The organism is Bacillus sp. JJ1532, assembly GCF_036965085.1.
Lineage (GTDB): Bacteria > Bacillota > Bacilli > Bacillales > Cytobacillaceae > Cytobacillus.
On the sequence record NZ_JBALOW010000061.1, the window covers coordinates 1 to 13,356 of the forward strand.

The following is a 13,356-nucleotide window of genomic DNA, read 5'->3' on the forward strand; positions in this document are numbered from 1 at the left end:
CTGTCCAACAAACCTGAGTTATTGGACAGCTTTCAGCGATTTTCCAAAAACCTGTCCAAAATCGTGTTTCTCGGTTCACTAGTAAGTTCGATTTTTATTTATCTGGCATTTTAACAAAATAACTGTCTTTACCGTTTCCAAATGGCTTATATTTTAACAATAAAATCCTTCGAATTGTCCTCTTAGACTTAATTCCGTCACACCATTCATAAATAGCATTAGTGGTAATCCTTCTCTCTGGAAAAAGAAGAATAAACTCCTCCACAGTTCGCAATATCCCGGTTGCCACTTTTTCTTTAACTCCACATCTATTGCAGACAAATTGCTCTGAGCTAAAATCAGCCATAAACGATACACATTTTAAACAGCGGATTCCTTTTTTTAATTTCTCAAATTGATATTCATAAACCCGCTTGTGTCGGGATTCAGTCATGTGGGCTGCAGCAATTTTTTCTGCGAGCTTTAGGGGTGTTTTTTGGATTCTTGGAGGGTTCTTTTGCATTTTTTTTATAAATCGTGGAAGCTGTGTAGGAAAAATAATAGGCTGGTTGTGTGGGGATTCGTATAAGTGGAATTCGGGGTTGACGAAGCATACGAAGGATTTAATTGGAGTTTTGACGCCGAAATCGTAAAGCAGTCTTCTAAATAAGGATTCACTACGTTCCAACTGATACAGTGGATTATTAATTTCTTTTCCTGATTGGGAAAACCATTTATCGTCTTCGGTATAAAAATCGCCATCATAATTTTTTACCTCAAACAGATAAATGGTCTCTGAGGAAATCAATAAGGAGTCAATTTGAAATTCAGTATTATTAGATTCGAATAATAAATCATTTAAAATAATCCAATCATTTGAAAGATCCTCTACCCAACTGTCGAAAAGCACCTCACCTTCATAGCCCTTTTCGAGATTAGTAAGTGTACTCCTGTCTTTTTCTGACAAATTCATTCTCGGTCTCAAGCATTTTAGCAACTTTAATTCTTCTGGTTCATGACGAGCTTTAATAATAATTTCTCTCACATCCTTTTAATCTTGTAAATCCCTTTTTACAAAAACCGATCCACAACGACAAATCCCCCATCTTCACCGATAGAAATACACAACGTTTTAAAAATAAAAACCTCCGAATGCCTATCCATCACAAAAGGAAGGCCATCGATCATAAACTTAATATCTGTGTCCTTTGCCCCATCCAGGGACAACATAAATACAACATTTCCTCAGCACTCACCTGTTGGATAGGCTTTCAACCGCACAGATTGATCTAAATGATCTTCAAGCAATTCCCTGAGCTTCATTAATGCTTCATCCGAAATATGTATTGCTGGTGTAGTCATGACGTAATCCCCCTCAAAAATTTAGGCTGCTCATCTTTAGATGGCAGCCTTCAATTTAATCTATGAAATGCTCTTTAATTCTTCCGTTAGGCGCATAAATTCTTTTTTGTTCCGTTCAATTAGGGTTTTGTCAATTTCCAATTTGAGCCGTGCTCTTCGAAATGTCAGCAAGGTGTTGTTTAAAAATTGCTCTGCAAGAATTTCATCCATGTTCTCTTCGTGTTGTTGAGCCGAATTCAATAAATGTTTTTCCATTGTAAACCAACTCCTTGACCTTTTTTCTATTTTAGCAGTAATAATTAGATAATTCAATCTATTTTTCGATGTAAATTTGTCCAATTTTTGGATAAGAAGGAATCCATTGGGGAACATATGAATAAAGCATATATCATCAATATTTTAAGGAAGTGTGAAGGATGGATTTACACAATAATATGGAATTTGAAATGAAAAGCTGTTTTATCCCAAATATCGCTAAGTCTGAATCACTAAGGATTATAGAAGTAAACCCAGGAAGTGTCGTAGTGCAAATGTATAACCCTGATTGCAGAGGTGTCTTTCCATTGGACAATTTCCAATATTGGATTAAAAAAGGATCACTCATTGAAAAAAGTGATCAGCAGAAAAAATCTTCTTAACCCCGAAACAAAAGAGACATCCTCCCCATTTCCTTAGAAGATGTCTCTTTTTTTCATAAATTACACGTAAACTTTCTCATGCACCATCATCTTTATCATACCTTCGACAATAGCAGGAACCTCTTCAAAAGCGCTCTTCATATGAACGCGTTCGGTTCGTTTATGAGCATCCTTTCCGAATGGACCGACATTTAATACAGGCGCATCAAGCAGTTTCATTCCCTCAAATGGGATGCTATAGCTCTCTCCCCATACAGGAGTATTTGTGACAAATGCTGTCCAGCCTTCCCCTTCATCCTTATAATTCACATAGCTTAAATCGCAGATTCCATTAAAATAGTGAATTTGGTGAACAGGTAAGTTAAATTTCTGAAGCCCTTCCTCCTTCACATAATCCACACATTTTTTGACAAGCTCATCTTCTGAAGAATTTATCGCTGGATAGTAAGGCGGTGCATAAAGTAAAACCATTGCAGGTGTCAGTTCCTGACATTGAATAATCAAGGCATCAGCAATGCGAAGTGACTTTTCACGGTCATCCCAATCTTTGTTGGCAAGGATATTCCTTTTGATTTCCTCCACATGTTCTGCACCAATCTTTCCGATCGCATACTTTAACAGTTCCTCATAACGGAGTACACGCACTTCTCCAACAGGAGCAACGCCTTGGCCTAAACAGATTTTTTTGTATGCTTCATTACAGGCCCTGGCTGCTTCCTGTGCAACTTCTTCAAATAAATTCATAATTTCAGAAGCATTCTTTTTCATTAGAAAAACATTATATAAGGCTGCAGCACGATATGGCGTTTGTGTTGAATATTCCAATTTCAAATCCTTTTGCTGAAGGGTTACTGGAAGTGGAGTCTTTTCTCCTAATACCGATTCTTGAAATCCGGAATTCCATTCCATTTGCTGTGTCAAAAATGACGCAATATAAGGAGCTGTAATGCCACTCAAAGGTTCTCCCACATGTGTCTCTTTTCCATAAAATAAAGCGGATGGCATAATTTTACCGATGGTACCAGAATACACATAGTATTTTCGATCTCCAGGCTCTTGGGTAAATACAGGCTCACCATTTAAGAAAAGCTTATAGGTCAATTTATGCTGTTCCTTTAATTCTAAAAGCTTGTTAACAGCTGCGCGCATACCTGAGGAATTAACCTCTTCATCCGGAACTGTTAGTAATAGAAGATTAATTGGCCATTGCTCGATCGATGCTTTTTCTATCAAGCTCATATGCATAACAAGGCCCATTTTCATATCCATTGTGCCTCTGCCGAATAAATACTCACCAGATAATAAATCTTGTTTAGCGTCCTCAGGCAAGTCATTAATTCTTTCATGAAGTAATTTAGTCAATGCTTCCGGCTGATAGGCAAGGGGCTCAATATCCCCATATTCTTCCGTATTGACCGTGTCAAAATGGCTAATTAAAACAATCGTTTCACTAGCTTCGGGATGTTTATACAGCGCAGTAAGAAAACGACGGCCCAAATCTGCATTATCCAGTCTTAAATGATCAGGATGATGAGTAAAATAATCAAGTTCCTGGAGCTTGGCTAGGAGTTTAACAGGAAATTCACATTCTCCTTCAGTAAGTGTCATGCTTTTCCAGCTTACAACTTCGCATAATAATTCACGTAACGATTCCGGTTCTCCCCATCTAAGTTGTGTCATCATTCAAAACTCCTTTTGATTTCCCTCTTATTCAAAATTTTACAAATCCTTAAATTATATTAATTTCCATGTAATCAAGTAATCTTTATACAGTTCTATTAATATCTGAATTTGCCTGTGCCGTTTCATTTTTTGCAAGTTTAAATCGATAGAATACAATACATGCAACAAGGAAGCCTATTCCAACTAATAATCCTACAAGCTGTGTTGGATCAAATGCTAAGAAAATCAGGATGGCTAAACAAAATACGATACAAATGATCGGAACTAAGGGATATAATGGAACTTTATATTTCAAATCCTCAATTTTTCCGCCCGCTTGTATATATTTCCGTCTAAACATAAACTGTGAAAGTGCGATGCCCATCCACGAGATTGTAACTGAGATCCCTGCAATAGACATCAAAAGGACGAAAACGGTATCGGCAGCTATTACACTAGTTAACAATGATAATAAGGAAAAAAGCATCGTAAAGACTAGTGCAGCAAATGGTACCTTTCTTTTTGATAGCTTTCCGAAGCGTTTCGGTGCCATTCCCTCATGTGCCATCGCCCAAAGCAAACGTGTTGAAGCGTATAAACAAGAGTTTCCAACGGATAAAATCGCTGTCAGAATAACGAAGTTCATAATATCTGGTGCGTACGGTATACCAGCTAAATCCATAAGAGTTACAAATGGACTTTCTAGCAATCCCAATTCAGCTGATGGAAAAATAGCTGATAATACAATTATAGAAGAAATATAGAACACAATAATTCTAACTAGTACATTTCGGATTGCACGTGGAATATTCTTCTCAGGATCTTCACTCTCACCGGCAGCAATTCCAATTAGTTCAGACCCTTGGTAAGAAAAGATGACATTCATCATCGTAACAAAAAGGATTGCAATCCCAGCTGGGAAAAGTCCGGATGGTGCTAAGTTTTGGAAATGTGGAGCAGGACGATCGGCTAATGGAATAATTCCAAAGACAGCTGCCGCTCCAATAATGATAAAGAAAATAACAGCAACTACTTTAATACCGGCAAACCAATATTCTGATTCCGCAAACCCTTTCGTTGTAAGGGCATTGAGTGAGAATAACAAGACGATAAATATAGCACACCAAATCCAAATAGAGACATCTGGGAGCCAACGCTGCATTATAATTCCTGCTGCGGTAAATTCAACCCCAGCAGTTGTTGCTGAACCGATGAAATACATCCAGCCTAAAGCAAAGCCAGCTGAAGGATTAATAAATTTAGTTGCATATGCTTGGAAAGAACCGGTAACAGGCATATAGACGGCAAGCTCCCCTAGACACACCATTACGAGGTATAAAATTAATCCCCCAAATAAATACCCGATTAATGCGCCACCAGCCCCAGATTGGTTTATCGTATAACCCACATTTAGAAACAATCCGGTTCCGATAACCCCTCCAAGAGAAAGCATGAATAAATGCCGCCTCTTCATCGAACGATTCAACTGGTTATCCTGTAATTCCTTATTGACCACACGACTCACACCCTTCAAAATAAAATTCCCGCTTATTTTTCGTAGAATCTTCAAATAATTGTTAACCCTTACATAATTGTGCAAGATCTAGGGTAAGGAGAAGCTGATTTAAGCAATGTGTCTCTCTGCCCTCTTTCAGCTTCTTCTATTTCAACAAATCTTCTAAAATCGTAATGATAAGCAGCTTAAGCCTCCATCTAATTTACGGAATTCCGACATATCAAGCTCAATCGTTTGATACCCAGCTTCATTAATCATTTGCTTTGTTTTTGGAAAGCCAGCTGGGATAATAACATAGTCATTGACGCGAATACAGTTTGCAGCATATTCTTCCTCAGCTGGTACAATGATTTTTTTATATGAAGCAAAGTCAGGATGGTTGATAAACTCACCTGCAAGAACCATGGTTTCGTTTCCTAAATAAGAAATACCTGTTTTCAAATGGAAGAACTTTTCCAGCTGAATAATGGTAGCTTTGTAGTTTTCAGATTCTAAGATTGCCTTCAATTGCTCAGCACCCGCTAGATTTGTACGTTCAGAAAGACCGATATAAAAATGATCATCTGCTTGAAGTACATCTCCGCCATCTACCGTACCTGGCGCTTTAATATAATAAAGCTTTTCATAAAATGACTTAACAGCAGGCTCCATTTCGATAATCTCGCCGTTTCTTGTTTGTGCGCCTGGATTTGAAATAACGGCAAATTCTGATGTTAGTACAGCTGTATCCTCTACAAATGTTGAATCCGGGAAATCAGCATTCTTTGGCATTACATGCACTTCTACATTACACTTTTTTAAAGCTTCTATATACGCTTCATGCTGTTCCAACGCTTTTTCATAGATTGGTGTTCCTAAATCTGAAGTTGTTAATCCATTTATATAAGTTTCTCCAGGTGTTTTTACAATCGTATTTTTAAACATTTCTAATCCTCCTCGAAATAATTGACTGTTATTTACGGATAACAGGACCAGTTAGACAAGTTGGTCCGCCTGTACCTAAGAACGAGATTTCACGGCCTTTGTATTCATAAACTGTTGCTCCTGCATCAATTAATTGCTGCTTCGTGGAAGGGTTTCCAGAAACCATCATACAAACTCGCGGTGCTAATGCTAAGACGTTACAACCGAGGTTATGGTATTCCTCTTCAGGAACTTCAATTAATTGAATACCTTTTTCGATCAGCAATTGTCTAAAGAATACGGGCATTAATCTTGAATAAACTACGGCTAAGTCGGAATCTACCATGCTTATAAAAGACATGAGGTGCAGACACTCTGCTTCTCCCTGATCATGCGGGAGTTGAACAACGATAAAGTCATCTACTAAATCCTTCGTCATTTCTCTAATTTGGCGTATTGCCTCATCATTCGTTCTGTAGCCGCGGCCTACAACAAGTGTACGGTCATCCAACCATACGATATCTCCTCCATCGGCCATCGCATTCCCTGTTAGCTCCCCAAGGATTGGTATGCCCTTTTCTTGAAGGTATTGTTTATAAACCAATGCTTCGCTTTGACGCAGTTTTTTTCCCGATTTTAAAATGATTGCTCCTTTCCCTGTAAATTTGACTGGGTCATGAGTATAAAGGGAGTCTAGGCCAACTTGATTTGAAGCAGGTAAATATTCAATATTATCGACATGCTTGCTAAGGATGGAAAGGAATTCTTCATATTCCTCCTGAGCCTCGGCAAAATTGGGTTCCTCTATGTAATTAAATCTTTCCCATTCCTTACTTAAGTTTTCTTGGCTAATGAAAGCATCGTTTGGGTGTTTTACTACTACTGATGTAAGTTGTTTGTACATAGATTGACAGTAATCCACTCGAACTCCTCCTTTTCCACCTAACGGAATCAAATTCCTCTGTTAGGAATTTTATAATTCTGATATTATAGTAGATAAAGAACTATGTCAATATTTTTTGAATTGAAGGAATCTTTTAATTTTCAATATTTTATATATAATAGAAATATATAAATGGAATGGGAGACAAATTTATGCAAACGATTGACCGTGCTATGCAAGTAACGAAAGCCTTAGCAAATAATCAGGATAAAATGTGGCTGTCCATAACAGATCTATCAAAAGATTGTGATTTACCGGCAAGTACGATGCACAGACTTTTACAAGCAATGAAAAAACATGGACTTGTTCAGCAAGATCCCGATTCAAAGCTATACTCTTTAGGTAACACTTGGCTTGAGTATGGTTTACAGCTATATGATAGTTTTGATTTTGTTAATTTGATTCGTCCAGAAATGGAGAAATTAATGCTTGAGGCAGAAGAAAGCATATATTATAGTAAGTCAATTGGACTGGAATCGATTGTTGTTGAACGAATTGACTGCCCGACCAATCCGATTCGAATTAATGACCAATTAGGAATACGGATCCCGATGAATATCGGAGCTGCCAATAAAACAATGCTTGCACATATGCCTGCTGAGGAAATGTTGAAAATCGTAAATTTGATTGTGAAAGAAGAAGAAAAGATGAGCTTCTTAAATATGCTCAAACAAATCAGATCTCAAGGCTATGGAATTAGCCATGGAGAAAGAACGGAAGGCACATCATCTGTAGCAGCACCGATCTACAACCAATGGAATGATTTAATAGGCGCTGTCAGTATAGGATATGTCAATTTCAATGTATCTCAAAACAGGCATGATTTTTTAATCAAAAAAGTAATTGAAACCGGAAAGCGTATTTCGGCTAAATTAGGGTCCAGACGGTAATCGTTTTAAAAGAAGTCCCTGCAAAACCCTTACATTGAATGGTCCATTGAAATTCCTACTTAAATGTACAAGCCAAACTGAATCCTCCAAGAATTGGCTGGGCCTCTTGGTTAATAGCTATATCAAATAAACGCTAGTTTCATTGCCTACAATTCAGAAAAAGGAAAAAACCCTTTTAGATTACGTTTATTACCGCAATCTAAAAGGGTTTCTATTATTTAAGAAGCAATCTTATGTTCTTGCTGGTTTTGATTATTTCTTTTACCTCTTACCCAGTAAACAATAACTGCGGCAATCAAAGCAAACCCAAGGTAACCAGTAATTGGGTACAATGTTCCAACTAGTTTTGTAAATCCTACGAAGCTTGCAGCAAATCCTGCAAAACCTATTGCTGTGACAAATCCATTAAATTTCATCGTACCTGGCTTCATTACCCGTACAGCGAACCCATAAAGCATTCCTACTGCTGTGTTAAAAATCATCGCTAAAAGGACAATAGACATGAAAATTCCGACAATTGGAGATATTTCATTTGCCAAGTAAAGCATCGGAATATCTAAACCGCCAATATCGCCTAATCTTGTATACATGCCGACATTAATGAGAATAAGCATAAGACCTAATCCGACTCCGCCAAGAATACCGCCCATTCCGGCGATCTTTAAATTCTTTGTCGTTCCGCCCATAACTGCAAGCATTGGAATCGCACAAGTGATATTAAAAGAAACATACAATAAACCAGAAAGGAACCAGTTTGAGGCAGCTGCATTTTGCCCTTCAGCCAGCTTGTCAAGCTCTGCAAAGCTAGCATCCATTGTGAATAATGCATATCCTGCTATCAACAAAACTAACACGATTAATGCTGGGGTAATACCCCCAATAATATTAAGTACTTTTTCCACATTAAAGAAGCAAGTAACGATTGTTAGTACTACCATGATCAAACTTCCGATTGCACTTGGAATGCCAAATTGCTGTTGGAACGTTGAACCAGCACCCGCAAACATAATCACTGCAACTCCAAATAAGAAGAAAGTAATGATAAAGTCTACTGCAATTCCTAAATATTTTCCACAAATACTATATACGACATTTTTATGGGAATGTGTTTGCAGACGGCTCCCGATTTGAATAATATTCATTCCTAAAAAAGCAAATAGTAAGGTTGCCAAGATCGCTCCAAAAAATCCTAACCATCCAAAGCTAGTAAAGAACTGCAAAACTTCTTGTCCAGAAGCAAAACCGGCTCCGACAACTGTACCGATGTATGCACCTGCCATTTGAATACTCTTTTTCATAAATGCCCCCGTATAATTGAATTTTTTGAAAATTTATTCTAAAAGGAGAAGAAGAACCTCCCATCTCCTTCAACCCTTTTTAAAATCGCTTAGGAAAAGGTTTTTTCAGTAATTGTATATTGTTTAATCGTATCTCTGTTTGGTTCATACCCAATTCCAGGTGTATCAGGAACCGTGATAAAACCATCCTTTACAACTACTTCCGGATCAATTATGTCCTTGTCCCAATAACGAGAAGATCCAGCTGTATCTCCAGGCAGTATGAAATTATCTAAAGTTGTGAGTGCAATATTATGTGCTCTGCCGATACCTGATTCAAGCATTCCTCCACACCAAACCGGAATATCATGCTGTTTACATAGGTCATGGATTCGTTTTGACTCTGTCAAACCTCCGACACGGCCAATTTTAATATTAATAATTTTGCAGCTTCCTAATTCAATTGCTTTACGAGTATCTTCGTATGAATGAATACTTTCGTCTAAGCAAACAGGCGTATTAATTTGTTTCTGAAGTGTGGCATGATCGATAATATCATCAGATGCTAATGGTTGTTCAATCATCATGAGATCAAATTCATCCAAGGCACGCAGATGATCGATATCCTCTAAGCGGTATGCTGAGTTTGCATCAGCCATTAAAGGAACATTAGGGAAATGCTTTCTAACTTCCCTCATAACCTCTACATCCCAGCCTGGCTTAATTTTCACTTTCATCCGCTTATAGCCTTCAGTTACATATTCATCAATTAATTTCAGAAGATCATCCACTGTGTTTTGAATACCAATACTGATGCCAACTTCAATTTTTGATTTTTCTCCGCCGAGTGCTTTCGCGAGTGAAATTCCTTGTTCTTGAGTATAAAGGTCCCAAACCGCTCCCTCAAGGGTAGATTTTGCCATATTATTTTTCCGAATGTACGAAAAGATTTCAGAAACTTCATCAGGATGTTTAATCTCTTTATTTAATATTTGCGGGATAAGAAAATCCTCGAGCATATGCCAATTTGTTTGTAATGTTTCTTCATTATACCAAGGCGAATGGAAGGCAACAGACTCGCCCCAGCCGCTATTTCCATTTTCATCCTTTGCTTCAAGCAAAATAAAATCCCGGTCTTGCATTGTTCCAAAGCTTGTTGTGAATGGGGATTTCATTCTCATTTTTAAATGACGCAAAGTAATTTCTTTTAATTTCATCGGTATCCACCTTTTCTACTTTTTAATACTAAGTGATTGTATCTTCGTTATAACATAATAATGAACAGGCAAATCATTTGTTTTTTGCAGAGCTACTACAGCATAACCTGCTTCAAAAAGGTGCTGAAAGACTTTTCTTGTCTTAAAACGCCAGTCAACGGCTAGCTCATGATCTGTTTTTTTCAATTCTTGAAAATTTGCAGGTACTGGTACAAGGAGGGGCTGATCGATGTTTGTTAGATTTGTCATCATTCCTTGATCTAAATCCCCTAATTTGGGCTGTCCATTGCTTGTTGTCTCCCAGCTGATCAGATGAATTCCTTCGTTAGACTGGACCTCATTCAAACTTTTACTGTCTGAGACATGCTCACTATTAATCCACCAATCGATTTGAAATCGATCAGATGGCAGCCCGCTATTCAGTCCGTCCTCCATTTCACCGTAGCAATTTTCTATATAGGTGCAACAGATGCCGCGAAGCTTATTCATATTGAGGTAGGCATTTCTGCTTTCAAGCGGGTCGAATGTCCATATGATCAATTCGTATCCCTTTTCGGCAGCTTCTCTTTTTTGTTCTACTTTTAACTTTGCACCAATCCCTTTTTCCTGATACTCAGGGTGGATTCCGAGCATATGAGAGCAGAGATAGGTTTGCTTTTGATCAAATCCAGGAAATCCGTAGCTGAATCCAACTAGTTTTTCTTGATCGAAAGCACCTAACATAATGCCGCCATTTTTTGCAGCCGTAACCGTTTGATGAATCGGAATGGCACTCATATTCCATACTTCTTCTTCTAGCTTTTGAACAAGCTTCATTTCACTGCTGCTGTGTAAAGTTCGTATTTCAAAATTTCCATTCAAGATAATCACCCTCTTAGTTGTCTGCCAATGTGTTCATAATAGTTCTCGTTAGAATTTCAATTCCTGAGAACATCGCCTCACGATTAAATGTCATGTTTGGATGATGGAGGCCTGGCGTTAACCCACAACCAAGTCCTAGCATCGTTGCTTTTATGTTCGGTCTCTTTAAAGTGTAAAAGTGAAAATCTTCGCCACCAGACGAAATGATAGGCTGTTTCAGCCCAGTTTCACCTAGCGTATCTATAATAGCCTGCTTCATAAATACAACTGCTTCCAAATCTACCTCCGCAGCAGCTACATTCGCTTTTGTTTCAAATGGAATGTTTACCCCGTACAATAAACTTATTTGTTTAAAAATATTCTCAATTTTCCCCGTTAACTCTTCCATTACTTGATTCGTTTGCGCTCGTACATCAAGGCTAAAGGATGCTCTGCCCGGTATGATATTGCCTGAATCGCCGCCAGCATGGAATTTAGTCATTTTTGCTGAGTACGGAACCATTGGATTTAGATGAATGCCTTTAATTTCATTGACGATTGCGGCACCAATTTCAATGGCATTTTGGCCTAGATGTGGCCTTGCTCCATGTGCATCTTCACCAATTATTTCTCCCGTAATAAACTTAGCAGCTCCATGATAAACGGCAGGTACAGCATATCCATCTTCTAGCTCCTGAATAGGTCTTAGATGAACACCGTATAAGTAGTCAACATCATCTACTACATTCTTCTCGATCATTTTCAATGCCCCTGTTCCCTTTTCTTCAGCGGGCTGGAAAATAAATTTTAGTTTTGCTTTATTCGGAAAGTTGATTTTCTTCAACAGCAGCATCGTTCCGATGATCATCGTCATATGGGAGTCATGCCCACAAGAATGGTTTGCTTTGTATATTCCACCAACTTCCTGCCAAAGCGCATCAATATCCGTTCGTAAACCTACACAAATATCTCCGCTGCCTACTTCTGCAACAAGTCCTGTACAATCATCAAAGGTTTTTACTTTAAAGCCCTGCTTCTCAAGGAATGTTTGAATATATTCAGTCGTTTTGAACTCTTCCCAGCTAACTTCAGGATGTTGATGAAAGTAATCAAAAAGGGAGTTAATAGTTGGTTTAAGCTGATCTAAGTGATCTTTCAAGTAACTTCCCCTCCATCAATAAAGAAATAATCTTTAAATAATTCTTCATATTGCTCTTTGCGCTTTTCAAAGCGATTTGAATTTTTTACTGTTACACCGGCAACAACCGCGTTTAAAAAAGAAAATAGGGCTGTTGTCGTGTCTATGGCAGATTTATTAAAAGGAAAAATCGGAAATAGCATATCAGAATATTCACTTATCGGTGATTGAGGAGAATCTGTAATCCCGATAATGATTGCCCCCTGCTGCTTTGCCAATTTTGCAATTTTGATCGTCTCTTTTAAATAACGATGAAAAGAAATGGCTATCATGACAGATTGACTATTCATCCCGCTTAACGTGAAAACAATATCATCTGAATCGGAACGGACTAATTTAACCCGATCCTTCACTAAACTAAGTGTAAAAGAAAGCCAATTTGCTGCCGGAAATGATGTTCCCATTCCTGAAATATAGATTGCTTCCGCATTTACAAGCTGATCTACCATTCGATACAATTCATCATCATTGACAAGCGACATCAACTCTTTAATGCACTCCCGATCCTTTTCCATGACCTTGGCGAAAAAGTTTGGCTCTTCGGCTAACTGCAGCTTATTTGTATGATAAGTCCCAAGGCTGCTCTCCTGATAAAGGAGCAGTTCACGCACCTTCTTTTGCAAATCGGAAAAGCCAGATAATTTTATCGCATAACAAAATCGAATAACAGTCGTTTCACTAACCCCCACTTTGAAACCGATTTCATTTGCGGAAAACAAAGCAAAATCCTTAGGCATTTTGAGAAGATAATTCGCAACCTTCTGCTGACCCTTTGAGAGCTGATTATAGTTCGCAAGGATAATCTTTTTTAATTCCATGTTTTTCCCCTTAAAATGAAGTGTAGACTTAATTTTAGAAAAATTGTGAAGTTTGCACTGCATTTTTATTACTATAACACAATAACACATTTCGACAATATATACAATAATAA

Annotated in this window: 13 protein-coding genes; 2 read left to right on the forward strand and 11 right to left on the reverse strand. The window is 37.9% G+C overall.

What is annotated here, in order from left to right; all coding sequences use genetic code 11:
- Nucleotides 1-94: 94 nt before the first annotated feature.
- Nucleotides 95-1,024, reverse strand: a complete 930-nt coding sequence (locus V7122_RS19485; protein WP_335528434.1) for a nuclease-related domain-containing protein — start codon at nt 1,022-1,024, stop codon at nt 95-97.
- A gap of 377 nt (nt 1,025-1,401) precedes the next feature.
- Entirely contained in the window at nt 1,402-1,596 is a 195-nt protein-coding gene (locus V7122_RS19490; RefSeq protein WP_335482745.1) for an IDEAL domain-containing protein, read from the reverse strand.
- A 161-nt stretch (nt 1,597-1,757) separates the two neighbouring features.
- Here V7122_RS19490 and V7122_RS19495 point away from each other — a divergent pair, with 161 nt between their 5' ends.
- Entirely contained in the window at nt 1,758-1,979 is a 222-nt protein-coding gene (locus V7122_RS19495) for a hypothetical protein (protein WP_335528436.1), read from the forward strand.
- A gap of 60 nt (nt 1,980-2,039) precedes the next feature.
- Here the strand turns inward: V7122_RS19495 and V7122_RS19500 are convergent, their stop codons facing one another.
- The 4 genes from V7122_RS19500 to V7122_RS19515 form a co-directional block, all read right to left on the reverse strand.
- On the reverse strand, nt 2,040-3,659 hold the full coding sequence (locus V7122_RS19500) for a M20/M25/M40 family metallo-hydrolase (RefSeq protein ID WP_335528439.1): 1,620 nt from the start codon (nt 3,657-3,659) through the stop codon (nt 2,040-2,042).
- Nucleotides 3,660-3,744: 85 nt separating this feature from the next.
- A complete protein-coding gene (locus tag V7122_RS19505) occupies nt 3,745-5,115 on the reverse strand; it encodes an amino acid permease (protein ID WP_438824704.1) in 1,371 nt (456 codons plus the stop codon).
- A gap of 204 nt (nt 5,116-5,319) precedes the next feature.
- Complete coding sequence (locus V7122_RS19510; protein WP_335528441.1) at nt 5,320-6,081, reverse strand: dimethylarginine dimethylaminohydrolase family protein; 762 nt, start codon at nt 6,079-6,081, stop codon at nt 5,320-5,322.
- Nucleotides 6,082-6,109: 28 nt separating this feature from the next.
- Nucleotides 6,110-6,964, reverse strand: a complete 855-nt coding sequence (locus V7122_RS19515; protein ID WP_335353738.1) for a dimethylarginine dimethylaminohydrolase family protein — start codon at nt 6,962-6,964, stop codon at nt 6,110-6,112.
- A 191-nt stretch (nt 6,965-7,155) separates the two neighbouring features.
- Between V7122_RS19515 and V7122_RS19520 the strand changes: the two genes are divergently transcribed.
- Entirely contained in the window at nt 7,156-7,893 is a 738-nt protein-coding gene (locus V7122_RS19520; protein ID WP_335353716.1) for an IclR family transcriptional regulator, read from the forward strand.
- A gap of 218 nt (nt 7,894-8,111) precedes the next feature.
- Here V7122_RS19520 and V7122_RS19525 read toward each other — a convergent pair whose 3' ends face one another.
- From V7122_RS19525 to V7122_RS19545, 5 genes are all read right to left on the reverse strand, one after another.
- Nucleotides 8,112-9,191: a YkvI family membrane protein gene (locus V7122_RS19525; protein ID WP_335346123.1), complete on the reverse strand. Its 1,080-nt coding sequence runs from the start codon at nt 9,189-9,191 to the stop codon at nt 8,112-8,114.
- A gap of 89 nt (nt 9,192-9,280) precedes the next feature.
- A complete protein-coding gene (gene menC / locus V7122_RS19530) occupies nt 9,281-10,387 on the reverse strand; it encodes an o-succinylbenzoate synthase (protein ID WP_335353717.1) in 1,107 nt (368 codons plus the stop codon).
- Nucleotides 10,388-10,402: 15 nt separating this feature from the next.
- Nucleotides 10,403-11,257 (reverse strand): GNAT family N-acetyltransferase, encoded by an 855-nt coding sequence (locus tag V7122_RS19535; RefSeq protein ID WP_438824022.1) that lies wholly within the window; start codon nt 11,255-11,257, stop codon nt 10,403-10,405.
- A 4-nt stretch (nt 11,258-11,261) separates the two neighbouring features.
- The gene (locus tag V7122_RS19540) at nt 11,262-12,386 is read right to left on the reverse strand and encodes a M20 peptidase aminoacylase family protein (protein WP_335346120.1); all 1,125 of its coding nucleotides are present in this window, start codon (nt 12,384-12,386) and stop codon (nt 11,262-11,264) included.
- Nucleotides 12,383-13,243: a MurR/RpiR family transcriptional regulator gene (locus V7122_RS19545; RefSeq protein WP_335528446.1), complete on the reverse strand. Its 861-nt coding sequence runs from the start codon at nt 13,241-13,243 to the stop codon at nt 12,383-12,385. The genes V7122_RS19540 and V7122_RS19545 overlap by 4 nt, the downstream gene beginning before the upstream one ends.
- Nucleotides 13,244-13,356 lie beyond the last annotated feature (113 nt).